This is a genomic window from Pseudomonas sp. 22082, assembly GCF_052046055.1.
Taxonomy (GTDB): Bacteria; Pseudomonadota; Gammaproteobacteria; order Pseudomonadales; family Pseudomonadaceae; genus Aquipseudomonas; species Aquipseudomonas pharyngis.
On sequence record NZ_JBQEQB010000028.1, the window covers coordinates 32,681 to 57,829 of the forward strand.

Here is a 25,149-nt window from a genome sequence, read left to right on the forward strand (position 1 = left end):
ACAGAACCATCAGCGCACTGGTGGTGCGTATTGAATGCCGCCGTTGTTCCACAGCGCGTTCAGGCCGCGGTCGATTTCCAGCGGAGTGCTCTTGCCGAGGTTTTTCTCGAAGATTTCGCCGTAGTTGCCGACTTGCTTGACGATCTGAACGACCCAGTCCTTCGGCAGTTTCAGGTCTTTGCCGTATTCGCCGTCTGCGCCGAGCATACGAGCGACATCCGGGTTCTTGGTCGCCTTGGCTTCGGCTTCGACGTTCTTCGAAGAGATGCCCGCTTCTTCGGTGTTCAGCAGCGCGTAGCCAACCCAACGTACGATGGCCAGCCACTCGTCGTCGCCGTTACGCACGACCGGGCCCAGGGGTTCCTTGGAAATGGTTTCCGGCAGAACCACGTAGTCCTTCGGCGAAGCCAGCTTGCTGCGCTGGGCGAACAGCTGGGACTTGTCGGAGGTCAGCACGTCGCAACGACCGGATTCCAGCGACTTGGCGCTTTCATCGGAGGTGTCGAAAGTGATCGGGGTGTATTTCAGACCGTTGCCGCGGAAGTAGTCGGAAACGTTCAGCTCGGTGGTGGTACCGGCCTGGATGCAGATGGTTGCACCGTCCAGCTCTTTGGCACTCTTCACGCCCAGCTTGTTGTTTACCAGGAAGCCGATACCGTCGTAGTAGGTAATGAAGCCCGGGAATTTCAGGCCCATGCCCGCGTCACGGGAACTGGTCATGGTGGTGTTGCGCGACAGGATGTCGATCTCGCCCGACTGCAGCGCGGTGAAACGCTCTTTGGCGTTCAACTGACTGAACTTGACCTTGGTCGCATCGCCGAACACGGCAGCGGCCACGGCGCGGCAGACGTCAGCATCGATACCCACGATCTTGCCGGTGGAATCCGGAACCGAGAAACCTGGCAAGCCATCGCTGACGCCACACTGCACGAAACCTTTCTTCTTCACTGCATCCAGGGTTGCACCCGCCTGAGCGAACCCGCTGACACCCAGTACTGCAGCAGCAGTCACGATCGCCAGAGTGGATTTCAACATCTTCATTCAAACCTCCAGTTTTGCTCTTGTTGTGTCGGAGCTTGAGTCCAGTCGCACCCTTTTGAGGCGTTGTTGACCCGTGTTGGCTTTTTTTGGGGTCAACCGACGCAGGACCTTCGCTATGAGTCTAGTAGGAGACAATCCACATCATGGACAACTCACTTCTCACCAGTCGGCCGAACGGGCGGTAGCCCTTTCACGTTCGCTAAGCCCGTTGCGGCCATTGGCGAACATCCATCACCGGATTCGTTGCCATCCCGTCGCGGGTCATACACTGATAGTGTTACCGCCACGCGTAGGATGTTTCGTACAGAACCTTCCATAGCAAAGCCCGTACCACACCTGTCGCGGAATCGATTCGGCGACAGGTCAATAGCAAAACTTGTAACCTTGCGACATCTTCTTAACGGATCAACCGGACGCGCACTCGAACCACGCACTTAATGAGAGCGCCCGCACATTTTTGGAGCAGACATGACCGAGCCCTTGATTCTTCAGCCTGTTAAGCCCGCAGACGCCTGCGTGATCTGGCTGCACGGCCTCGGCGCCGACCGCTACGACTTTCTGCCGGTGGCCGAAGCGCTTCAGGAAAGCCTGCTGAGCACGCGTTTCGTCCTGCCCCAGGCGCCGACCCGTCCAGTGACGATAAATGGCGGATATGCCATGCCGAGCTGGTACGACATCAAGGCCATGAGCCCGGCCCGGGCGATCGACCGCGATGAGCTGGAAGCCTCCGCCGACCGCATCATCGAATTGATCGAAGAACAGCGAAGCAGCGGAATAGACGCCTCGCGGATTTTTCTCGCCGGTTTTTCCCAGGGTGGCGCCGTGGTCTATCACACCGCGTTTCTGAAATGGCAGGGGCCGTTGGGCGGGGTGCTGGCACTATCGACATACGCGCCGACGTTCAGCGATGAACTGGAGTTGTCCGCCAGCCAGCAGCGGATTCCGGTGCTGGCGCTGCACGGCCAGTTTGACAACGTGGTGCAGAACTCCATGGGACGCACGGCTTATGAGTATCTCAAGGCCCATGGTGTCACCGTGACATGGCAGGAATACCCAATGGAGCACGAAGTGTTACCCGAAGAAATTCGCGACATCGGCGCGTGGCTGAGCGAACGCCTGCGCTGACAATTGCGACAGGGGTCGCCCTTTGATCATCCCACTACGCCGCGCCCGTTTCTTGCATTACACTGGCCGGCGTACATTCCTTAACCAATTGATGAGATGACCGTGCTCAAAGCACTCAAGAAAATGTTCGGTAAAAGCGAGGCTGAGCAGCTCGCGCCAGTCCCCACTGCGCCGTCGCACGCCCCCGGTCATCGCAACGATGCCAGCCAGGCCGACCGCCAGACGCCCAAACGCGAACCGAAACCCGCTCCAGCTGCCGCGCCCGCTACCGAGCCGGCCCGCAGCGAAACACCGAAACCGGCCAAACCACGTCGCGAACCCAAGCCCAAGGCGCCGGTGATTCCCTGGAAACTCGAAGACTTCGTCGTCGAGCCGCAGGAAGGCAAGACCCGCTTCCACGATTTCAAGCTCGCCCCGGAACTGATGCACGCCATCCACGACCTGGGTTTCCCGTATTGCACACCGATCCAGGCCCAGGTGCTGGGTTATACCCTCGCCGGCAAAGACGCCATCGGCCGCGCCCAGACCGGCACCGGCAAGACCGCCGCGTTCCTGATCTCGATCATCACCCAGCTGTTGCAGACCCCGCCGCCGAAAGAGCGCTACATGGGCGAGCCACGGGCGCTGATCATCGCGCCGACCCGCGAGCTGGTGGTGCAGATCGCCAAGGACGCCGCCGACCTGACCAAGTACACCGGCCTCAACGTCATGACGTTCGTCGGCGGCATGGACTTCGACAAGCAGCTCAAGCACCTCGAAGCGCGCCATTGCGACATCCTCGTCGCGACCCCGGGCCGCCTGCTCGACTTCAACCAGCGCGGTGACGTGCACCTGGACATGGTCGAAGTGATGGTGCTGGACGAAGCCGACCGCATGCTCGACATGGGCTTCATCCCACAGGTCCGGCAGATCATTCGCCAGACCCCGCCGAAAAGCGAGCGCCAGACTCTGCTGTTCTCCGCGACCTTCACCGATGACGTGATGAACCTCGCCAAGCAGTGGACCACCGATCCTGCGATCGTCGAAATCGAAGTCACCAACGTGGCCAACGAGAACGTCGAGCAGCACATCTACGCGGTGGCCGGTGCCGACAAATACAAACTGCTGTTCAACCTGGTCAACGACAACGGCTGGGAACGAGTCATCGTGTTCGCCAACCGCAAGGACGAAGTGCGCCGCATCGAGGAGCGCCTGGTGCGTGACGGCATCAACGCCGCGCAACTGTCCGGCGACGTGCCGCAGCACAAGCGGATCAAGACGCTGGAAGGCTTCCGCGAAGGCAAGATCCGGGTACTGGTTGCCACCGACGTGGCCGGTCGCGGCATCCACATCGACGGCATCAGCCACGTGATCAACTTCACCCTGCCGGAAGTCCCGGACGACTACGTGCACCGCATCGGCCGTACCGGTCGTGCTGGCGCCGACGGCGTGTCGATCAGCTTCGCCGGTGAGGACGACTCCTATCAGTTGCCGTCCATCGAAGAAAAGCTCGGTCGCAAGATCAGCTGTGAAACGCCGCCGACCCATCTATTGCGGGCGGTTGAGCGCAAGCGTCCACAGTAAGCGACGCTATAAAGCGAAGCGCAGCCGGCAACGGACTGCGCTTTTTTTTCGCCCGGATATTGTTCAACAAAACTAAAAGTCCATAATGGACAAATTAGTTTAGAAACAATCTGCGGAGTCCAACATGTCCAGTACGCCTTACGTGATCGACCAAACCCAGGCCCGCGAGCTGCTGGCCCGGATCGATGTGCCGCAGATCCTGCGCAAGCTGTTCCGCGATCTGGCGGCCGGGCATGCCGTGCAACCGGCGCAGCAACTGGTGGAATTCCCCCAGGGCGCCGGGGACTTCATCAACTATCTCGGCGTGCTGGCGGAAGACGGCGTGTACGGAGTCAAGACCTCGCCGTACATCGTTCGCGAACAAGGCCCGCTGGTGACGGCGTGGACACTGCTGATGTCGATGCACACCGGCCAGCCGCTGTTGCTCTGCGATGCCGGCGAGCTGACCACCGCCCGCACGGCTGCGACCACCGCCGTGGCGGTCGATGCCCTCGCCCCGTCGAAGGCAGCGCGACTGGCAATCATCGGCAGTGGCAAGGTCGCCCAGGCGCATCTGCATTACGTCAAAACCTTGCGCGACTGGCAGAACATCAGTGTGTACTCGCCGACCTTGAGCGACGACCCGGCAACCGCCCGCCAACTGCACGCCCTCGATCCACGGGTGAGCATCGCCGACAGCCGCGAAACCGCCATCGCCGGGGCCGACGTGATCATGCTCTGCACTTCGTCCGCAGGCCCGGTGATTGACCCGGCAACCTTGAGCAAACCGGCGCTGATCACCTCGATCAGCACCAACGCACCGCGCGCCCACGAAGTGCCGCCGCAAAGCCTCAACGACATGCAGGTGTTCTGCGACTATCGTCTGACCACCCCGGGCTCGGCCGGCGAGATGCTGATCGCCAGCGAACAACATGGCTGGGACCACAGTGCGATCCTCGGTGACCTGGCGGATCTGCTCAGCGAAAAAGTGCAGCGCCCCGACTACCACCGTCACGTGTTTTTCCGCTCCATCGGTCTGGGCCTGGAAGACATCGCCCTCGCGAATGCGGTTTATCACCTGAGCCTGTAACACCAAGCCTCCCCCTGTGGGAGCGGGCTTGCTCGCGAAGAGGCCGTGTCAGGCAACTTATTCAGCNCTCCCACATGGAGAACAGCAAACTCCTTGATATTGCGTACACACTGGAGAACTCCATGAGTCATGCAGATTTCATCATCATCGGCGGCGGGATTGCCGGTGCTTCCACCGGTTTCTGGCTGTCGCAGCACGGCAAGGTCGTGGTGCTGGAGCGCGAGTCGCACCCGGCCTATCACTCCACCGGGCGCTCGGCCGCATTGTTTACCGCCGCGTACGGCACGCCACAGGTCCGGGCGCTGACCCAGGCCAGCCGCGAATTCTTCGACCATCCGCCCAGCGGTTTCTGCGAGCACCCGCTGCTGACCCCGCGCGGCGAAATGACCGTCGACTTCACCGGCGACGCCGCCGAGCTGAACAATCAATACCTCAGCGCCAAGGCCACGGTGCCGCAGATGCAGTTGCTCAGCGCGGATGAAGCCTGCGCGCGGCTGCCGATCCTGCGCCGGGAGAAAGTCCATGGCGCGATCTACGACCCGACCGCCAGCGACATCGACACCGACGCCCTGCATCAGGGCTATCTGCGCGGTATCCGCCGCAACAACGGCCAGGTGCAGACCGATTGCGAAGTGCTCGGCCTGAGCCGCGATGCCGACGGCATCTGGCAAGTCCAGACCAACGGCCAGACCTTCAGCGCTCCCGTCGTGATCAACGCCGCCGGCGCCTGGGCCGACAAGATCGCTGCCCTGGCCGGTGCCCGGCCGCTGGGCCTGCAACCGAAACGCCGGGCCGCGTTCATTTTCGCCGGCCCCGAGGGCGTCGACATCCACCATTGGCCGATGCTGGTCAGCCTCGACGAATCCTTCTATATGAAGCCCGACGCCGGCATGTTCCTCGGCTCGCCGGCCAACGCCGACCCGGTCGAACCCCACGACGTACAGCCCGAGGAGCTGGACATTGCCATGGGCATTTACCAGATCGAGGAAGCGACGACCCTGACCATCCGCCGTCCGACCCGCACCTGGGCCGGCCTGCGCAGTTTCGTCGCCGACGGCGATTTGCTGTCCGGGTTCGATCCGCAGGTGCCGGGGCTGTTCTGGGTCGCGGCCCAGGGCGGTTACGGTATCCAGACCTCACCGGCCATGGGCCAGGCCAGCGCCGCGCTGGTGCGTGGTGAATCGTTACCCGAACACCTTCAGCAATTCGGCCTGACCGCCGCCATGCTCGCGCCTGCCCGCCTGGCCTGACCGTCCGCGCGGATGACGCGCCCGACGGATTGCGGCACACTCGCAACGCCCCCGGATCACGGGGGCGTTGACGTTGCCTGGAGCTCCACAGTTATGACCGCCCCCGAACACACGCCCGAGCTGCATGACGCCGCGCTGGATAACTACCACGCCATCGCCGACGCCATTGCCACGCTGTTCTTTCCCCATGCCGAAGTGGTGTTGCACGACCTGCGCACGCAGAAGGTCGATTACATCGCCAACAACCTGTCGAAACGGGTGATCGGCGATGAGTCGTCGCTGGAAGACATGCTCAGCGAAGACGTCAGCGAACGGAACATCGGCCCGTACGAAAAGCTCAACTGGGACGGCCAGAAAATTCGCAGCCTGAGTACCGTGCTGCGTGACAGCGAAGGGCATCCGCTGGCGGTGCTGTGCATCAACCTGAATATTTCGCTGTTCGAGAACGCCAAGGCTGCGCTGGACCTGTTCCTCTCGCCGAGCAAACTGATCCCGCAACCGGACTCGCTGTTTCGCGATGACTGGCAGGAGCGGATCAACACCTTCCTGCACGCCTGGCTACGCGAGCGGCAACTGAGCCTGAACCTGCTGACCCGCGATCACAAACGCGAACTGGTGCTGGCGCTGCACGCCGAAGGGGCATTCAAGGGCAAGAGCGCCTCGAACTATGTGGCCAATGTGCTGAACATGGGGCGGGCGACGGTGTACAAGCATTTGAAGGAATTGAAGGGCTGAAGATTTGCGGTGAATGTTAAGGCCTCATCGCTGGCAAGCCAGCTCCCACAGGTTTTGTGTATATCGAAAATCTCTGTGGGAGCTGGCTTGCCAGCGATGGCGGACTATCAGTCGCCGTAGATATCGGACTTGAAGTACTTCTCGGAAATCTTCTGATACTCGCCACTGGCGCGAATGCCGTCGATGGCAGTGTTCAACTGGCTGACCAGCTCGGTGTTGCCCTTGCGCACCGCAATCCCCGCGCCCTCGCCCACGTACTTCGGATCCTTCAGCTCAGGCCCGACAAAGGCGTAACCCTTGCCGCGCGGCATCGACAGGAAGTCGTTCAGCGGGATGGTGTCGGCGAAGATTGCGTCGAGACGCCCGGCCGCCAGGTCCATGTAGATTTCTTCGTTGTTGCCATAGCGTTTGACGTTGATGCCCTTGGGCTCGAACACCTCGGTGGCGTAACGGTCGGTGGTGGTTGCACGCTGCACGCCGACGGTCTTGCCTTTGAGGCTGGCGTACTGGTCATCGACGCTCGCGCCTTCCTTCATCACCAGCCGCGACGAGGTGAAATAGTACTTGTGGGTGAAGTCCACCGACTTCTTGCGGTCTTCGTTGATGGTCATGGACGACAGCGCCATGTCGATTTTCTTCACTTTCAGGGAAGGAATCAGACCGTCGAACTCGCCCTCGACCCACACGCATTTGACCTGCATCTGCGCGCACAGGGCATTGCCGATGTCGTAGTCGAACCCGACGATCTCACCCTTGTCGGTTTTCGAGGCGAAGGGCGGATACGCCGCTTCGATACCGATGCGCAGGGTTTTCTCGGCGGCGAACGCGCTGCTGCAGGCCAACAGGCTCAATGCCAGACCGGTGATGAGGGGAAATTTCTTCATGTTCGTTCTCTCGCGGGTTGTTGTTGGTTTGGCAAGACGAAGAAGAGCAGCTGCAAGCGGTAAGCCTGGAGCTTCAAGCACGAGGCTGTTTTTTGTACTTGTAAATCCATACTGGACTTTTACGTACAAGCCGTCAATCAGGCAAAAGAGATTGCTTCCTGCTGTTGGTCGGGTGGGAAAACCGGAGCGTTTTCGGTGTTGCGGATCGCGCCTTCGCGGGCAAGCCCGCTCCCACATTGGAATGCATTTCCCTGTGGGAGCGGGCTTGCTCGCGAAGAGGGCCGGGAGTACAGCGCAAAATCTACTGCTTCCAGCGATCCGCCGCCGCATGATCGCTGTCACGGCCTTCGACCCAGCGCGGGCCGTCGCTGGTGTTCTCTTTCTTCCAGAAAGGCGCGCGGGTTTTCAGGTAATCCATGACGAAGGCGCAGGCGTCGAACGCCGCCTGGCGGTGGGCGCTGGCGGCGGCGACAAACACGATCGGCTCGCCCGGTTCCAGCGCGCCGATGCGGTGCAGCACTTCCAGCTTCAACAGCGGCCAGCGCTGCTCGGCCTCCAAGGCAATCTTGCCGAGGGCCTTTTCGGTCATGCCCGGATAGTGTTCGAGGAACATTCCCGCGACATCGAGGCCATCGTTGAAGTCGCGCACGTAGCCGACAAAACTCACCACCGCGCCGACGCCGACATTGGCCGCGTGCATCGCGTTGACTTCGGCACCCGGATCGAACGGTTCGGATTGCACCCGAATCCCCATGGCTCAGCCTCCGGTCACGGTGGGGAAAAACGCCACTTCGTCGCCGTCCACCACCGGCTCGTCGAGCTGGCAGAGGTCTTCGTTGCGCGCACACATCAGGTTCTGTTCGCTCAGCACCTCGGCGCCCTCTCGCTGCGCCAGCAACGCACGAACGTCATCGACGGTGGCGAAATCACCCTCGACCTCCACCGAATCCACGCCCAGCGCCTCGCGGTAACGGGCAAAAAACTTCACGGTCAGGTTCATGGCTGCTCCGCCTGGAAATGCCCGCTCTTGCCGCCGACCTTCTCCAGCAGACGCACGCTTTCGATGGTCATGCCACGGTCCACGGCCTTGCACATGTCGTAGATCGTCAGCGCGGCGACGCTGGCGGCGGTCAACGCTTCCATCTCGACGCCGGTCTGCCCGGACAGTTTGCAGCGAGCCACGATGCGTACCGTGTCATCGCCTTCGGCGCTGAGTTCGACCTTGACGCCAGTCAGCATCAACGGATGGCACAGGGGAATCAGATCACTGGTTTTCTTCGCCGCCTGAATGCCGGCAATGCGCGCCACGGCGAACACGTCGCCCTTGGGATGGCCGCCGCTGACGATCATCTGCAGAGTGTCGGGCAGCATGCGCACCAGCGCTTGGGCCGTCGCCTCACGGAACGTCACGGCTTTTTCGGTGACGTCGACCATGTTGGCGCGACCTTGGGAATCGAGATGAGTCAGCACGGGATTACTCCTGATCAGGAGCGTCGATTGTAAACCTGGGGGTCAGAATTGCGCACATAAAAAACCGGGCGGCTTTGGGGCCGCCCGGTTGGTTGTGGACGGTTACAGATGCGATTCGGCGTATTCGGCCAGGATCGAGCGAGGCACCCCTTGCAGGGTGATGTGCACACCGTTGGGGAAATCCTTGAAACGTTCGGTCAGGTAGGTCAGCCCGGAGCTGGTCGCGGACAGGTAAGGGGTGTCGATCTGTGCCAGGTTGCCCAGGCACACTACTTTGGAACCGGCGCCGGCCCGGGTGATGATGGTTTTCATCTGGTGCGGCGTGAGGTTCTGGCATTCGTCGATCAGGATCAGGCTCTGCTGGAAGCTGCGACCGCGAATGTAGTTGAGCGATTTGAACTGCAACGGCACTTTGCTGAGGATGTAGTCGACGCTGCCATGGGTGTTTTCGTCATCCATGTGCAAGGCTTCGAGGTTGTCGGTGATGGCGCCGAGCCAAGGCTCCATTTTTTCCGCCTCGGTGCCGGGCAGGAAGCCGATTTCCTGGTCCAGGCCCTGCACGCTGCGGGTGGCGATGATGCGGCGATAACGCTTGCTGACCATGGTCTGCTCGATCGCCGCGGCCAGCGCCAGAATGGTTTTACCCGAGCCGGCGGCGCCGGACAGGTTGACCAGGTGAATGTCCGGATCCAGCAGCGCGTACAGCGCCAGGCTCTGATAGATGTCCCGTGGCTTGAGGCCCCAGGCTTCCTGGTGCAGCAGCGGTTCCTGGTGCAGGTCGAGGATCAGCAGCTTGTCTTCTTCGATCTCCTTGATCCAGCCGACGAAGCCCTGCTCATCAATGATGAATTCGTTGATGTGCACGGCAGGCAGGTTGTCGATCAGCTGTACCTGATGCCAGGTGCGGCCGTGGTCCTGACGGGTTTCGACCTTGCTCACGCGGTCCCAGAAAGAGCCGGTCATGTTGTGATAGCCGTTGGGCAGCAGGGACACGTCATCGACCAGCTGGTCGGTGCTGTAGTCCTCGGCGTCGATTCCGCAGGCGCGCGCCTTGAGGCGCATGTTGATGTCTTTGGTGACCAGCACCACCGGTTTGCTCGGTTCGCGGGTGTGCAGGTCGATCAGCTGGTTGATGATTTTGTTGTCGTTCAGATGCTCGGGCAGAATCAGGTTCGATTCGGCCTGCTTGCTCATCAGAATCGACAGCAAGCCCTTCGGACCGCCCTTGCCGCGCTGGATCGGCACGCCCTGTTCAACATCATCGGGTGAGGCATCGCCCAGGGTCTTGTCGATCAGCCGGATCGCCTGACGGCATTCGGCGGCCACGCTGTGATGCCCGCTCTTGAGCTTGTCCAGCTCTTCAAGCACGGTCATCGGGATCGCGACGTGGTGTTCTTCAAAATTCAGCAGGGCGTTCGGATCGTGAATCAGTACGTTGGTATCGAGTACATAAAGGATTGGCTGGTTGGAGGAAGGGCTACGTCCGTGATCATCCATACTCGGTCACCTTTGTGGGAGCCATTCGACGCAATACCTCGGCGGTGCTGCGCCTCGAAGTGACTGCCGAATCCACCTGCACAGCTTTTGTCGGGATAGCAGGTGAACCGCACACAAAATGGGTCTTGGAAGACGCCACCTGTGTTGCAGGTTTCGGCGGTCTGACTTCGTAATACTCCAAAACCCGTGACAGAAAAAAGCACTTTGACGCTTTTTTGAAGTTTATTTTGCAAAGTGACGAAAAGCCCTTGGCGGACTGCCCTGCCCCCGTTAGAGTCGGAAGTCCGCCTGCATCGAATTCTGCAAAAAATTCACCCCAAGCCCAATGTTTCCGGGCTCTTGCCGTTTTTCAGCGAAACGCGTCCTGACAGTCTTCCCAGCCGATGCCGCTTTGCGCGGTTTGCGTGATCAGCCACGGCAACGCGGTCTTCACCGCATCCTGCTTCATGTTGAAATTGATCACCCCGTGCCGCCACAACAGCATCAGGGTCAGGACCCGTTGCGCGCTCTGGCTGCCCTTGAGCTTGCCGGCGCCGTCCTGGGCATCGATGTCCCACAGCGCCACTTGCAGGCCCTGACTGTTGAAGAACCCCTGGGCATCGCTGCGACGTTGGCCTTCCGGCGGACGGAACAGCGGCACGTAGTTTTCCGGCAGCTTGTTGCGGACCAGATCGGCACTGCGCCGCACCGAATCCTGCCAGTCCTGCCAGTGGCTGTGGGAGCGGAACTCCCAGCCCTGCACGCCGACGCACTGCTGCGAAAACGCCGCTTGCAGGCTGCTGACGGAACGGTCGGCCAATCGTGCCTGAACATCCTTGCCCAACATGAAGAAGGTGCCGCTCAGGTTCGACTTGCGCAAGTACTCGGCGAGCCAGTCGGTGTTGTCCGGTTGCAGGTTGGCGGCGCTGTCGAAACTCAGCAGAAACAGGCGATCGTGCATATCGTCGCCGTTGCGCTCGTAGTCACCGAAATGATCGATTTCGCTGCTGGTCTGCGGTGACAGCGCCGCCTTGCGCATCAGTTCATCGAGGTATTGCAGATGGAAGATTCGGCTCGGCTCGGCCCATTTGGTGTAATAGCTTTCGTCGCTGACCACGAATTTGGCGGCCTGCTCGCGCAGGGTCGGCAGGTCTTCGACGAGGAAGCAGAACGAGGCATCCTGATCGCAGCTTTGCTGGGCAAAGTTGTAGTTGGCGAGCAGACGCTGCCACAGCCGCTCGCGCAGGCTGTTGATCGCCTCCAGATTGACTGTGCGCAGCCCCAGGCGCTGGGCCAGCGCCGCCTCGTCCAGCGCTTCGGTACCGAGCAGACCGCGGGCGAACATCAGGATTTCCGCCCGCGAGGCGACATCGAACAGCGTCGGGTTGTCGAGCTTTTCCGGCCAGGTGCTGCGATCCAGCGTCGCGATATCGCCCGGCGCCGCAACGGCACCGACGCTCAACAGCCACGCGGTGAAGAAAAGAACAATGCGCAAAGGGTGTCTCCATAACAAAACCCGCGCCGCACTATAGCCGATCCGGCTGGCAAACCGCCGATCACCTATGGACCTGATAGCTGGAGTGATCCGTCCCAACCCCCTAGAATCGCCCCCACGATTAAAGGAGACGACTTCATGCTGATGGTGATTTCCCCCGCCAAGACCCTCGATTACGAAACACCGCCGGCGACCCAGCGCTTCACTCAGCCGCAATACCTCGACCATTCCCAGGAACTGATCCAGCAACTGCGCGAACTGAGCCCGGCGCAGATCAGCGAACTGATGCACGTGTCCGACAAGATCGGCGGCCTCAACGCCGCGCGCTTCGGCAGCTGGACACCAGCGTTCACGCCGGAAAACGCCAAGCAGGCGCTGCTCGCGTTCAAGGGTGACGTCTACACCGGTCTCGACGCCCAGTCGTTCAGCGAAGCCGATTTCGACTACGCGCAACAGCACCTGCGCATGCTTTCCGGCCTCTACGGCCTGCTGCGCCCGCTCGACCTGATGCAGCCGTATCGCCTGGAAATGGGCACCAAACTGGCCAACGCCCGAGGCAAGGACCTGTACGCCTTCTGGGGCACGCGCATCAGCGAATGGCTGAACGAAGCACTGGCCGATCAGGGCGATGACGTGCTGTTGAACCTGGCATCCAACGAGTATTTCTCGGCGGTGAAACGCACAGCGCTGAATGCGCGGATCATCAACACCGAGTTCAAGGACCTGAAGAACGGCCAATACAAGATCATCAGTTTCTACGCGAAAAAGGCCCGAGGCCTGATGAGCCGTTTCGTGATCCAGGAAAAAATCAACGATCCGGCCCTGCTCAAACAGTTCGATGTGCAGGGTTATCGCTACAGCGCCGAGCAATCGAAACCGGATAATCTGGTTTTTCTACGCGATCACGCCCCCGAATAAAGCATGCCTAATGCACGACTCTTTATATGAAGAGTCGTGCAGCTCGCACGATGTCAAAAATCCCTCGCAACATTTCGCCATTTTACTGGCGCCAGAAAAACCTCCCTGTCTTTTCTAAGATTAGTTTCACTCGACACTGATCATTTTTTTCAGTAGTGGCACCTAAATTTTTTCACCGTAGTGGCACAAAACTATCTAACGTGATTTTTCGCCTGTTATTAAAGGTCGAAAACGAAACTGCTATCAAATTGATACTGGTGCCATCTCTGACAATATTTCAAGAAATTTCAGATTTCGCGATGAGCGGACAGGAACTTCGTCCGAATGCATAGCTCATACCACCGGTAACGATTCTCGCCGAGTTTGTACGAGATAACTTACGCGGAGCAGATAGCCATGTAACCAAGTTGTCACAGCAACTTGCCTAGATGACTAACTAGTCTCAAACCAGACGATGGACAGGAGATACGCACCATTAATATCCCCTACAAAGGCCATGGCCGCGCCCTTATAAACGTGCTCGCCTGAGCACCCAACCGCTTGATTTACGGGACTTTAATCCTGACATCGAGCGCGCAAGACGATTGCACAAGAGTCTTCTCCAAAGAAGATCGGCTGCATAACAGGGCACGTCATAACAACAAGGCCTGGTTACGCACATCTTGAGTGCACTTATTTAGACACTCGAAACTTAGTATGCCTGCACACGGCATTGTGGCGCCTGTATGCCGCACTTTCGAGTGCACTAATGAACGCTGAACACCATTAACTCCGGCCCTCTAAGGCCTGATATATACAGAGGTAATTGCGATGCGCATCAGCATATTTGGTTTGGGTTACGTTGGCGCAGTATGTGCCGGTTGCCTGTCTGCACGGGGCCATGACGTGGTTGGCGTCGATGTTGCCAAAGACAAGATCGACATGATCAACGCTGGCAAATCTCCCATTGTTGAACCGGGCTTGGGTGAGTTGCTCGCACAAGGTATCCAGACCGGTCGTCTGCGCGGCACGACCAACTTCGCCGAAGCGATTCGCGACACCGACCTGTCGATGATCTGCGTCGGTACGCCGAGCAAAAAGAACGGCGACCTGGAACTGAACTACATCGAAGCGGTATGCCGCGAGATCGGTTTTGTCCTGCGTGAAAAGTCCACCCGCCACACCATCGTGGTGCGCAGCACCGTATTGCCGGGCACCGTGGCAAACGTTGTCATCCCGATTCTCGAAGACTGCTCCGGCAAGAAGGCCGGCGTCGATTTCGGCGTGGCGGTCAACCCTGAGTTCCTGCGTGAATCCACCGCAATCGCCGACTACGACCTGCCACCGATGACCGTCATCGGCGAGTTCGACAAGGCTTCGGGTGACGTTCTGCAATCGCTGTACGAAGAACTCGACGCACCGATCATCCGCAAGGACATCGCCGTCGCCGAGATGATCAAGTACACCTGCAACGTCTGGCACGCCACCAAAGTGACCTTCGCCAACGAGATCGGCAACATCGCCAAAGCGGTGGGCGTCGATGGCCGCGAAGTGATGGACGTGGTCTGCCAGGACAAGACCCTCAACCTGTCGCAGTACTACATGCGCCCGGGCTTCGCCTTCGGCGGTTCGTGCCTGCCGAAAGACGTGCGCGCCCTGACCTACCGCGCCGGCTCCCTGGACGTCGAAGCGCCGCTGCTCAACTCGCTGATGCGCAGCAACGAATCGCAAGTGCAGAACGCCTTCGACATCGTTGAAAGCCACGACAAACGCAAAGTCGCCCTGCTGGGCCTGAGCTTCAAGGCCGGCACCGACGACCTGCGCGAAAGTCCGCTGGTGGAACTGGCCGAGATGCTGATCGGCAAGGGCTACGACCTGAGCATCTACGACAGCAACGTCCAGTACGCCCGTGTCCACGGCGCGAACAAGGACTACATCGAGTCGAAGATCCCGCACGTATCGTCCCTGCTCAATTCGGACTTCGATTCGGTGATCGACAACTCCGACGTGATCATCCTCGGCAACCGCGACGAGAAGTTCCGCGCCCTCGCCGAAGAAGCGCCGCAGGGCAAGCAGGTGATCGACCTGGTGGGCTTCATGTCCAAGGCCACCAGCGCCGGTAGCCGCACCGAAGGGATCTGCTGGTAACGCAGCAGCAAGCCTCGAGCTTCAGGCCGCACGCCGTGAATCGGCGGGCGGCTTGAAGCCCCCATCACCTTCGGATGACGGTCATGTCCAAGCTCAAACATTTTTTTCTGCAATCCGCCGGCTGGCTTTTGTTTCTGAGCCTGCTGATGGGCCTGGCCCTGATGCTGCCCACGTCCACATTCGACTCCGAGTCGAAGGACTTCATTTTCCTGATTGGCGCCGTAGGTATCTGGCGCTACTCGATGGGTGCCACGCACTTTGTGCGCGGCATGATTTTTCTCTACATCGTCTACCCGCACCTGCGCCGCAAGGTTCGCAAGCTGGGTAAGGCGGCGGACCCGTCCCATGTGTTTCTGATGGTCACCAGTTTCCGCATCGAAGCGTTGACCACCGCGCAGGTTTACAGCTCGGTGATCCGCGAAGCCATCGACTGCGAACTGCCGACCACCGTGGTCTGTTCCATCGTCGAAATGTCCGATGAGCTGCTGGTCAAGGCACTGTGGGCGCGGATGAATCCGCCAGACCGCGTGAAACTCGACTTCGTACGCATTCCCGGCACCGGCAAACGCGATGGCCTGGCCTATGGTTTCCGCGCGATCTCCCGTCACCTGCCGGACGACCGCGCCGTGGTGGCCGTGATCGATGGCGACACCGTGCTAGGCGAAGGCGTGGTGCGCAAAACCGTGCCGTGGTTCCAGATGTTCGGCAACGTCGGCGGCCTGACCACCAACGAGTTCTGCGAAGTGCGCGGCGGCTACATCATGAGCGAATGGCACAAGCTGCGTTTCGCCCAGCGCCACATCAACATGTGCTCGATGGCCCTGTCCAAACGCGTGCTGACCATGACCGGGCGCATGTCGGTGTTTCGCGCCACCGTGGTCACCAACCCGGAATTCATCGCCGACGTTGAAAGCGACTCGCTGCAACACTGGCGCCTGGGCCGGTTCAAATTCCTGACCGGCGACGACAAGTCGAGCTGGTTCAGCCTGATGCGTCTGGGCTACGACACCTTTTACGTGCCGGATGCGGCGATCAATACCGTTGAACACCCGCCGGAAAAGAGCTTCATCAAGGCCAGCCGCAAACTGATGTTCCGTTGGTACGGCAACAACCTGCGCCAGAACTCCCGTGCGCTGGGCCTGGGTGTAAAACGCCTCGGCGCCTTCACCTCGGTGGTGCTGTTCGACCAGCGCGTATCGATGTGGACTTCGCTGCTCGGCCTGACCGTGGCAATCATCGCCAGCTTCAAGTACGGCACCGCGTTCATCCTGGTTTACCTGCTGTGGATCGGCATCACCCGTCTGATTCTGACGCTGCTGCTGTCCTGCTCCGGCCACCGGATCGGCCCGGCTTACCCGGCAATTCTCTATTACAACCAGATCGTCGGTGCGCTGGTGAAGATCTACGTGTTCTTCCGCCTCGACCAACAATCCTGGACCCGACAACCCACTTCCCTGACCCGTGATCTCGCCAGCTTTCAACGTTGGTTCAACACCTGGTCGTCTCGGACCATGACCTTCTCCGCCGGCAGCATTTTCGTCGCCGTGCTGCTGATGATGGTCTGACCTGCCCCTATTGAATTAACAAGGAAATCGCCCCCATGAATACCGCCGTCAACGCCAACGTAGTGCATGAATCCGAAGCCCAGCGTCAGCACGCCCGTGTGAAAATCCCGGCCAAGCTGCGCTTCTTCGGCCCCGACCGGACTCCGGTTGAAGCGCGGGTCCTCGACCTGTCCGCCGGTGGTCTGGCGTTCAACGCCGGACAACTGCCGCTGACCGTCGGCGAGGTGTACAAGGCGCGTCTGCAGTTCGTCATCGACAACCTCGGCCTGGCCATGGACGTTGAACTGCAAGTGCGCTCCTACGACCGCCAGACGGGTCGTGCTGGCTGCCAGTTCCAGAACCTCGAGCCGCAGGACATTTCCACCCTGCGCCACCTGATCACTTCGCACCTGGCCGGCGACATCGTCAGCATCGGCGAAGTGCTGGCAACCCTGCAGCGCGACAACTTCACCAAGGCCCGCAAGGTCAAGGACGGCGACTCCGGCATGACCCCGTTCGGGCGTCTGAAAGCGGTGACGTTCAGCGCCGGTATCTTCGCGGTCGGGCTGGTGGCGGCGGGTTTCATTTTCAAATCGGTGTACAGCATGTACTTCGTCAGCCATGCGCAGGCCGGTCTGGTCAGCGTGCCGGGGATGAACATCACCATGCCGCGCGACGGCACCGTGCAGAGCCTGGTGAAGTCCGACGGCGTCGCCGCCAAGGGCGCACCGCTGGCGACGTTCAGCACCAGCATGCTCGACGTACTCAAAGGTCACCTGGAAGAAGATCAACTGTCCCCGGCCAAGGTTGAAGAACTGTTCGGCAAACAGATGACCGGCACCCTGACCTCGCCGTGCGATTGCACCGTGGCCCAGCAACTGGTGGCCGACGGTCAATACGCGAGCAAGGGCGACGTGATCTTCCAGCTGGTGCCGCGCAACACCCAGGCCACCGTCGATGCGCGCTTCTCCTATCGCCAGTTCGGCGACGTGCGTCCGGGCACCCCGGTGAGCTTCCAGATCGCCGGCGAAGACAAGACCCGCACCGGCAAGATCGTCAGCAGCACCAGCCTGAAAAGTGCCGACCTGTCCTCCGACATCCGTGTGCAGATCCAGCCTGACGAGCCGCTGGACAGCCGCTTCGCCGGCCGCCCGGTGGAAGTCAACAGCGACCGTGGTCCGAACCTGAACTGGCTGATCGACAAAGCCATGGCTGCCGGTCTTTAAGTCGAGGACATGCCCGTGACGATTCCAACTCTCTCGAATACGCCGCGTCCCCTGTGGGAGCGGGCTTGCTCGCGAATGCGGTTCAACATTCAGAATCAGTGTGGGCTGACACTCCGCCTTCGCGAGCAAGCCCGCTCTCACATGCGTCCTCTGTGTGCAGTTGCATTGGCAGTGAGTCTGGCCGGTTGCGCCGGCCTGCCTGACCAGCGCCTGGCCAACGAAGCGCTCAAGCGCGGTGACACCGCGACCGCCGCGCAGAACTACCGTGCGCTGGCCGATCTGGGGTACAGCGAAGCCCAGGTGGGCCTCGCCGATATTCAGGTCGACAGCCGCGATCCGGAACAAATGAAACAGGCCGAAGCCACCTACCGCGCCGCCGCCAGTGTTTCGCCGCGTGCCCAGGCCCGACTCGGTCGTTTGCTGGTGGCCAAGCCCGGCTCCACCGAAGCCGAGCATCAGGAAGCCGAAAGCCTGCTGAAAAAGGCCGCCGCCAGTGGCGAAGGCAACACGCTGATCCCGCTCGCGATGCTGTACCTGCAATACCCGCACAGTTTCCCGAACATCAACGCCCAGCAGCAGATCGACCAATGGCGCAAATCCGGTTACCCGGAAGCAGGTCTCGCACAAGTGCTGCTGTATCGCACCCAAGGCACGTACGACCAGCATCTGGATGACGTGGAAAAGATCTGCAAGGCCGCGCTCAACACCACCGACATCTGCTACGTCGAGCTGGCCACGGTCTATCAGAAACGTGGCGCGCCGGAGCAACAGGCCGAGCTGATCAAACAACTGCAGGCCGGTTACAGCCGCGGCACCGTCAGTGCTCAGCGGGTGGACTCCGTGGCCCGTGTGCTGGCCGATTCGACCCTGGGCAAGACCGACGAAAAAACCGCGCAGTCGCTGCTCGAGCCGATCGCGCCGGGTTACCCGGCGTCGTGGGTCACCCTCGCGCAACTGCTCTACGACTTCCCGGAACTGGGCGACGTCGACCAGATGATGAAGTACCTGGACAACGGCCGCGCCGCCGATCAGCCGCGCGCCGAACTGCTGCTGGGCAAGCTCTACTACGAAGGCAAACTGGTCCCGGCCGACGCCAAAGTCGCCGAGGAACATTTCCAGAAAGCCGTCGGCCGCGAAGTCGCCGCCGATTACTACCTCGGCCAGATCTACCGCCGTGGCTACCTGGGCAAGGTCTATCCGCAGAAGGCCCTCGACCATCTGCTGACCGCTGCGCGCAACGGCCAGAACAGCGCCGACTTCGCCATCGCCCAGCTGTTTTCCCAAGGCAAGGGCACCAAGCCCGACCCGCTCAATGCCTATGTGTTCAGCCAGTTGGCCAAGGCGCAAAACACCCCGCAAGCCGATGAGCTGGCGACCACCCTCGCCGCACAACTGCCGCCCGAGCGCCTGGCCGAAGCCCAGCGCCTGCTGCAACAGGAACAGGCGACCCGTGGCGCCCTGAGCCCGAACACGCTGCAACTGCACGCCCTGCAAGAAGAAGACGGCGAGGAAAAACCATGAAATTGAATCCCTTTGTGAAGGCCGGCATTGGCCTCACGTTCGCGTTGATCTGGTCTTGCCCGACCCTGGCCGCGATGACTGAATCGAAGAACTTCGGCCTCGAAGTGAAAATCACCGGCCAGTCCGAAGACGACCGCGACCTCGGCACCGCCAGCGGCGGCGACGTCAACGGCATCGGCCTCGATCTGCGTCCGTGGGTCTACGGCGAAAGCGGCGCGTGGAGCGCCTATGCCATGGGCCAGGCCGTGACCTCGACCGACATCATCGAGACCGACACCCTGCAGCAGTCCGACAGCGAGGGCACCCAGACCACCGACAACGGTGACCGCAAGACCAAGAAAAACTACCTGGCGATGCGCGAGTTCTGGGTCGGCTACAGCGGCCTGACGCCCTACCCCGGCGAGATCCTCAAGTTCGGTCGCCAGCGCCTGCGCAACGACGACGGCCAGTGGCGCGACACCAACATCGAAGCCCTGAACTGGACTTTCGATACCACCCTGCTGCGCGCCAACGCCGGTGTCGCCGAACGCTTCAGCGAATACCGCACCGACTTGAAAGAGCTGGCCCCCAAAGACAAGGATCGCCTGCACGCCTACGCCGATGCCGCTTACCAGTGGACACCGGGCAACTGGGTCGGGATTCGCGGTCACCACACCCACGACGACGGCAAGCTCGACTATCCGGAGCCAGGCGTGGCCGGCGATTCGCTGGACAAGAAAGAAAACGGCGACATCAGCTGGCTCGGCCTGACCGCAGACAGCGACGCCTACAACTGGCGCAACACCAACACCGTCAACTACTGGGGCAGCATCACCGGCATGAGCGGCGACCGCGACACGGTCAACGCCCTCAACGCCGACGGCACCCGCCCGGCCCAGGCCAAGCGCAGTGACAACGTCGACGGCTGGGCCACCGACATCGGTGTGCGTCTGCGCCTTGATCCGCAATGGCAGGTCGGTGCGGCGTATGCCCGTGCCAGCGCCGATTACGAACAGAACGGCCTGGAAAGCAACCGCTCGAACTACACCGGTACTCGCTCCCGCGTTCACCGTTTCGGCGAGGCCTTCCGTGGCGAAATGAACAACATGCAGACCGCCACCCTGTTCGGTTCGTGGATGCTCAACGACCAGTACGACGCCAGCCTGATCTACCACAAGTTCTGGCGCGTGGACGGCAACAAGCCGGTGGGCAGCAACGGCATCAACGCCGTGGAGAACAACACCGACGACGTCACCGGCGCGATCCTTTCCAGCACTTCCCTGCCACTGCAGGACGGCAACAAGGATCTGGGCCAGGAAATGGATCTGGTGGTCACCAAGTACTTCAAGCAAGGCTTGCTGCCGGCGGCGCTGAGCCAGTCGATCGACGAACCGTCGGCGCTGGTGCGTTTCCGTGGCGGCGTGTTCAAGCCGGGTGACGCCTATGGCAGCCAGGTCGATTCGTACATGCACCGCGCGTTCATCGACGTGATCTGGCGCTTCTGATGCTGACCGCCAAGGGAGTGCCCGACATGAACAGTGCCCGCAAAGGCTCACTCAGCCTGCTGGCCGGCGCGATGCTGCTGGCCTCGGCCGGCGCCTTCGCCAGTGTGGAACCGGCCAAACCCGCGACCACCGCCAAGGAGCTGCAACAGGCCAAGACCTACACCGTCAGCAGCGCGCCGACCGAAGCGCTGGAACTGGCCAAGCCGAAATTGCCCGACCTCTCCGGCTACACCGCCGAAGCCGCCGCCGCGAAAATCGTGCGCAGCAAAGCGGGCAAGATCAGCGTGCGCCGGATGATGCAGGAAGACGCCCTGAAGGACTTCATCGGCGGCGACAACAAGATGGCCGAATGGGTGGTGCGTCAGCACGGCATCCCGCAGGCGATCTTCGTCGACGACGGCTACATGAACCTGAAAGAGCTGGCGCAGAAACTGCCCAAGCAGTACTTCAGCGAAACCTCGCCGGGCGTCTACCTGGCCAAGTTGCCGATCGTGGTCGGCCGCAAAGGCATCCTCGAGATCGACGGCCAGACCCAGGAATTGCGCCTGTCCCAGGAGGCCGGTTCGTTCCTGGTCAACGACGGCCAGCTGTTCGTGCGTGACACCAAGGTCACCGGCTGGCGCGAGAAGGAAAACGGCCCGGCAACCTTCCGTTCGCCGAAGGAATTCCGCCCGTTCCTGCTGGCCTGGGGCGGCACCGAGACCTACATCGTCAACAGCAAGATGGCCAGCTTCGGCTACGCCAACAGTAAGTCCTACGGCGTGAGTATTTCCCAGTACACGCCGAACATGGCCAAGGTGCTCAAGCGTCCCGAGCCGACCGGCTGGATCGTCGGCTCCGAGTTCTCGGACATGTGGTACGGCTTCTACTGCTACGAGACACGCGACTTCGTGGTCAAGGGCAACACCTACAAGGACAACATCGTCTACGGCATCGACCCGCACGACCGTTCCCACGGTCTGATCATTGCCGAGAATACGGTGTACGGCACGAAGAAGAAGCACGGGATCATCATTTCCCGTGAGGTGAACGACAGCTTCATCTTCAACAACAAAAGCTACGACAACCACCTCTCGGGGCTGGTGATCGACCGTAACAGCGTGAACAACCTGATCGCCTACAACGAGATCTACAAGAACCACACCGACGGCATCACCCTCTACGAGTCCGCCGACAACCTGCTGTGGGGCAACAAAGTCATCAGCAATAAGCGCCACGGCATCCGCATTCGTAACAGCGTGAACATCCGCCTCTACGAAAACGTCGCCATGGCCAACGGCCTGACCGGCGTCTACGGGCACATCAAGGACCTGACCGACACCGACCGTGACATCAAGCTCGACCCGTTCGACGCCCAGGTCTCGCTGATCGTGGTCGGCGGTGAACTGGCGGCCAACGGCAGCGGCCCGCTGTCGATCGATTCGCCCCTGAGTGTCGAGCTGTATCGCGTGTCGATGCTGGCGCCGACCAAATCCAGCGGCATCAGCTTCAACGGCATCCTCGGCGAGCGCCAGGATGAAATTCTCGACCTGCTGGTGCGCCAGCAGAAAGCCGTGCTGATCGACCCTGTCGAACGCCAGACCGAATTGCAGGACTGAGGATAATTTTATGCACCCACACCTGATCAAATTACTCAGCCTGTCGGCCCTGACCGTGGGCATTCTGGCGGCCAGCAACGGCGCCCGCGCAGACGAAGTGAAAGCGCCAACGTTCACCGCCGAACCGTGCTGCAGCCTGTGCCCGGCCGCCTATGACGCGAAGAACTACACCACGCGCTATCAGCAGAACTTCACCACTCTGGTGCAGGCGCAGGGCGACTGGTTGTTCCGGACCCAGGAAGACTTGCGCACCGAGTTCAACACCACCCCGGCCGGCTACAAGCGCCTGCAACAGCTGCACGATGCGTTCAAGGCCAAAGGCGTCGAACTGGTGATCGTCTATCAGCCGACCCGTGGCCTGGTGAACCGCAACAAGCTCAACCCGGCGGAAAAAGCCGCGTTCGATTACGAGAAAGCGCTGGGCAACTACAAGACCATGCTCGGCCGTTTCGCCAAGATGGGTTACGTGGTGCCGGACCTGTCGCCGCTGACCAACGAATCGCTGCCGGAGACCCTGCCCGCCCACGATTTCTACTTCCGCGGAGACCAGCACTGGACGCCATACGGTGCCCAGCGCACGGCAAAAATCGTCGCCGAGAAGGTCAAGCAGATTCCGGCCTTCGCCGACATTCCCAAGCGTGAGTTCGAAACCAAACGCTCCGGACGCATGGGCAAGACCGGCACCCTGCACAACATGGCCGGGCAACTGTGCGGCACCAGTTACGCGATCCAGTACATGGACCAGTTCACCACCGAGCCGAAAGGCGAGGCCGGTGACGGCGATCTGTTCGGTGATTCCGGCAATCCGCAAATCACCCTCGTGGGTACTTCGCACAGCGGCAAGAACTACAACTTCGCCGGGTTCCTCGAAGAAGCCATCGGCGCCGACATTCTCAACGTCGCGTTCCCCGGCGGCGGTCTGGAAGGTTCGATGTTGCAGTACCTGGGCAGCGACGAATTCCAGAAGACGCCGCCGAAAATCCTCATCTGGGAATTCTCGCCGCTGTACCGCCTCGACCAGGAAACCATCTATCGCCAGATGATGGCGCTGCTCGACAACGGCTGCGAAGGCAAAGAGGCGCAAATGTCCGCCAGCACCACGCTCAAGCCGGGCGGCAAACAAGAACTGCTGGTCAACAGCAAGAACCTGAACCTGCAGAACAGCAGCCATCAGGTCGACATCCGCTTCGCCGACACCTCGGTGAAAACCCTGCAAGCCACCCTCTGGTACATGAACGGTCGCCACGAGGACATCAAGATCGAGAAACCGGAAACCTCCGACACCGACGGTCGTTTCGCCTTTGAGTTGCGCACGGACGAAGACTGGGCCTCGCAAAACCTGCTGGCAGTCGAAGTCCAGGGTCCGGAAGCGGGCACCGCGCCACAGAAAGTCGAAGCGAAAATCTGCAAACGCAACGTATTCCCGGGCGCTGGGCAACAAACCGCTCAGGTCGGGCAATGAGGTCTGCTATGCGAAATCCGAAACTGAAAACTTTTTTGGCGCCGACGCTGCTCGGGCTGGCGATCTTCGCCGGTACCGCGCAGGCCGCCGCACCACTGCGTCCGCCACAGGGCTATTTTGCGCCTGTGGATAAATTCAAGACCGGCGACAAGAGCGAAGGCTGCGATGCGATGCCGACGCCCTACACCGGGCCGCTGCAATTTCGCAGCAAGTACGAAGGCTCGGACAAGGCTCGCGCGACGCTGAACGTGCAGTCGGAAAAGGCCTTCCGCGACACCACCAAAGACATCACCACCCTGGAGCGCGGCACCGCCAAGCGGGTGATGCAGTTCATGCGCGACGGTCGCCCTGAACAGCTGGAGTGCACCTTGAACTGGTTGACAGCTTGGGCCAAGGCCGATGCGTTGATGTCCAAGGACTTCAACCACACCGGCAAGTCGATGCGCAAATGGGCGCTGGGCAGCATGGCGTCTTCGTACATTCGCCTGAAGTTCTCCGACTCCCATCCCCTGGCCCAGCACCAGCAGGAAGCCCAGGTGATCGAAGCCTGGTTCAGCAAAATGGCTGATCAGGTGGTCAGCGATTGGGACAACCTGCCGCTGGAAAAAACCAATAACCACTCGTACTGGGCCGCGTGGTCGGTGATGGCGACATCGGTCGCGACCAACCGCCGCGACCTGTTCGATTGGGCAGTCAAGGAATACAAGATCGGCGTCAATCAAGTCGATGCCGACGGTTTCCTGCCGAACGAACTCAAGCGTCAGCAACGCGCCCTCGCCTATCACAACTACGCCCTGCCACCACTGGCGATGATCGCCAGTTTCGCCCAGGTCAACGGTGTGGATCTGCGACAGGAAAACAACGGCGCGCTGAAACGCCTGGGGGATCGGGTACTGGCCGGGGTGAAAGACCCGGATCAGTTCGAGAAGAAGAACGGCAAAGAGCAGGACATGACCGACCTGAAAGAGGACATGAAATTCGCCTGGCTCGAACCGTTCTGCACCCTATACACCTGTTCGCCGGATGTGATCGAGAAAAAACACGGCATGCAGCCGTTCAAGACCTTCCGCCTCGGCGGCGACCTGACCAAGGTCTACGACCCGTCCCATGAAAAGGGCAACAAAGGTTCTTGAGTACACCGATAAACCCTGTGGGAGCGGG

21 protein-coding genes are annotated in these 25,149 nt (G+C 60.7%); 14 read left to right on the forward strand and 7 right to left on the reverse strand.

Annotated elements, in window-relative coordinates; genetic code table 11:
- Positions 1-9: 9 nt before the first annotated feature.
- Positions 10-1,041: an amino acid ABC transporter substrate-binding protein gene (locus ACTJK9_RS26050; RefSeq protein ID WP_007957332.1), complete on the reverse strand. Its 1,032-nt coding sequence runs from the start codon at positions 1,039-1,041 to the stop codon at positions 10-12.
- A 468-nt stretch (positions 1,042-1,509) separates the two neighbouring features.
- On the opposite strand from ACTJK9_RS26050, the gene ACTJK9_RS26055 reads away from it, so the two are divergent.
- The 5 genes from ACTJK9_RS26055 to ACTJK9_RS26075 all read left to right on the forward strand — a co-directional run bounded on the left by ACTJK9_RS26055 (position 1,510) and on the right by ACTJK9_RS26075 (position 6,783).
- Entirely contained in the window at positions 1,510-2,166 is a 657-nt protein-coding gene (locus ACTJK9_RS26055) for an alpha/beta hydrolase (RefSeq protein WP_064593550.1), read from the forward strand.
- Positions 2,167-2,262: 96 nt separating this feature from the next.
- A complete protein-coding gene (gene rhlB / locus ACTJK9_RS26060; protein WP_064593549.1) occupies positions 2,263-3,729 on the forward strand; it encodes an ATP-dependent RNA helicase RhlB in 1,467 nt (488 codons plus the stop codon).
- Between the two features lie 124 nt (positions 3,730-3,853).
- The gene (locus ACTJK9_RS26065; RefSeq protein WP_085611410.1) at positions 3,854-4,798 is read left to right on the forward strand and encodes an ornithine cyclodeaminase family protein; all 945 of its coding nucleotides are present in this window, start codon (positions 3,854-3,856) and stop codon (positions 4,796-4,798) included.
- 122 nt (positions 4,799-4,920) lie between these two features.
- The gene (locus ACTJK9_RS26070; RefSeq protein WP_085611409.1) at positions 4,921-6,048 is read left to right on the forward strand and encodes an NAD(P)/FAD-dependent oxidoreductase; all 1,128 of its coding nucleotides are present in this window, start codon (positions 4,921-4,923) and stop codon (positions 6,046-6,048) included.
- 93 nt (positions 6,049-6,141) lie between these two features.
- Positions 6,142-6,783 carry a helix-turn-helix transcriptional regulator gene (locus ACTJK9_RS26075; protein WP_064593544.1) on the forward strand — a complete coding sequence of 214 codons (642 nt, stop codon included), beginning with the start codon at positions 6,142-6,144 and terminating at the stop codon, positions 6,781-6,783.
- Between the two features lie 107 nt (positions 6,784-6,890).
- Here ACTJK9_RS26075 and ACTJK9_RS26080 read toward each other — a convergent pair whose 3' ends face one another.
- The 6 genes from ACTJK9_RS26080 to ACTJK9_RS26105 all read right to left on the reverse strand — a co-directional run bounded on the left by ACTJK9_RS26080 (position 6,891) and on the right by ACTJK9_RS26105 (position 12,108).
- Positions 6,891-7,667, reverse strand: a complete 777-nt coding sequence (locus ACTJK9_RS26080) for an ABC transporter substrate-binding protein (RefSeq protein ID WP_085611408.1) — start codon at positions 7,665-7,667, stop codon at positions 6,891-6,893.
- A gap of 301 nt (positions 7,668-7,968) precedes the next feature.
- Complete coding sequence (gene moaE, locus ACTJK9_RS26085) at positions 7,969-8,421, reverse strand: molybdopterin synthase catalytic subunit MoaE (protein ID WP_011332565.1); 453 nt, start codon at positions 8,419-8,421, stop codon at positions 7,969-7,971.
- A 3-nt stretch (positions 8,422-8,424) separates the two neighbouring features.
- On the reverse strand, positions 8,425-8,667 hold the full coding sequence (gene moaD, locus ACTJK9_RS26090) for a molybdopterin converting factor subunit 1 (RefSeq protein WP_064593540.1): 243 nt from the start codon (positions 8,665-8,667) through the stop codon (positions 8,425-8,427).
- Positions 8,664-9,137 (reverse strand): cyclic pyranopterin monophosphate synthase MoaC, encoded by a 474-nt coding sequence (gene moaC / locus ACTJK9_RS26095; protein WP_064382454.1) that lies wholly within the window; start codon positions 9,135-9,137, stop codon positions 8,664-8,666. The genes moaD and moaC overlap by 4 nt, the downstream gene beginning before the upstream one ends.
- A 102-nt stretch (positions 9,138-9,239) precedes the next feature.
- Positions 9,240-10,634 carry a PhoH family protein gene (locus tag ACTJK9_RS26100; RefSeq protein ID WP_011332563.1) on the reverse strand — a complete coding sequence of 465 codons (1,395 nt, stop codon included), beginning with the start codon at positions 10,632-10,634 and terminating at the stop codon, positions 9,240-9,242.
- A gap of 349 nt (positions 10,635-10,983) precedes the next feature.
- The gene (locus ACTJK9_RS26105) at positions 10,984-12,108 is read right to left on the reverse strand and encodes a polysaccharide deacetylase family protein (RefSeq protein ID WP_440817192.1); all 1,125 of its coding nucleotides are present in this window, start codon (positions 12,106-12,108) and stop codon (positions 10,984-10,986) included.
- A 138-nt stretch (positions 12,109-12,246) separates the two neighbouring features.
- On the opposite strand from ACTJK9_RS26105, the gene yaaA reads away from it, so the two are divergent.
- The 9 genes from yaaA (at position 12,247) to ACTJK9_RS26150 (ending at position 25,121) form a co-directional block, all read left to right on the forward strand.
- Positions 12,247-13,026, forward strand: coding sequence for a peroxide stress protein YaaA (gene yaaA, locus ACTJK9_RS26110; protein WP_064382456.1), 780 nt, complete (start codon positions 12,247-12,249; stop codon positions 13,024-13,026).
- Positions 13,027-13,836: 810 nt separating this feature from the next.
- Complete coding sequence (locus ACTJK9_RS26115) at positions 13,837-15,153, forward strand: nucleotide sugar dehydrogenase (protein ID WP_011332560.1); 1,317 nt, start codon at positions 13,837-13,839, stop codon at positions 15,151-15,153.
- An 83-nt stretch (positions 15,154-15,236) separates the two neighbouring features.
- Positions 15,237-16,718 (forward strand): mannuronan synthase, encoded by a 1,482-nt coding sequence (gene alg8 / locus ACTJK9_RS26120; protein ID WP_440817196.1) that lies wholly within the window; start codon positions 15,237-15,239, stop codon positions 16,716-16,718.
- 35 nt (positions 16,719-16,753) lie between these two features.
- Positions 16,754-17,923, forward strand: coding sequence for an alginate biosynthesis protein Alg44 (locus ACTJK9_RS26125; protein ID WP_039769455.1), 1,170 nt, complete (start codon positions 16,754-16,756; stop codon positions 17,921-17,923).
- Between the two features lie 9 nt (positions 17,924-17,932).
- On the forward strand, positions 17,933-19,444 hold the full coding sequence (algK, locus tag ACTJK9_RS26130; protein ID WP_440817199.1) for an alginate biosynthesis TPR repeat lipoprotein AlgK: 1,512 nt from the start codon (positions 17,933-17,935) through the stop codon (positions 19,442-19,444).
- The gene (locus tag ACTJK9_RS26135; RefSeq protein ID WP_085611404.1) at positions 19,441-20,928 is read left to right on the forward strand and encodes an alginate export family protein; all 1,488 of its coding nucleotides are present in this window, start codon (positions 19,441-19,443) and stop codon (positions 20,926-20,928) included. The genes algK and ACTJK9_RS26135 overlap by 4 nt, the downstream gene beginning before the upstream one ends.
- Before the next feature lie 26 nt (positions 20,929-20,954).
- Entirely contained in the window at positions 20,955-22,526 is a 1,572-nt protein-coding gene (gene algG / locus ACTJK9_RS26140; protein WP_440817202.1) for a mannuronan 5-epimerase AlgG, read from the forward strand.
- Between the two features lie 10 nt (positions 22,527-22,536).
- On the forward strand, positions 22,537-23,988 hold the full coding sequence (locus ACTJK9_RS26145; protein WP_440817205.1) for an alginate O-acetyltransferase: 1,452 nt from the start codon (positions 22,537-22,539) through the stop codon (positions 23,986-23,988).
- 8 nt (positions 23,989-23,996) lie between these two features.
- Positions 23,997-25,121: a mannuronate-specific alginate lyase gene (locus ACTJK9_RS26150; protein WP_440817208.1), complete on the forward strand. Its 1,125-nt coding sequence runs from the start codon at positions 23,997-23,999 to the stop codon at positions 25,119-25,121.
- Positions 25,122-25,149 lie beyond the last annotated feature (28 nt).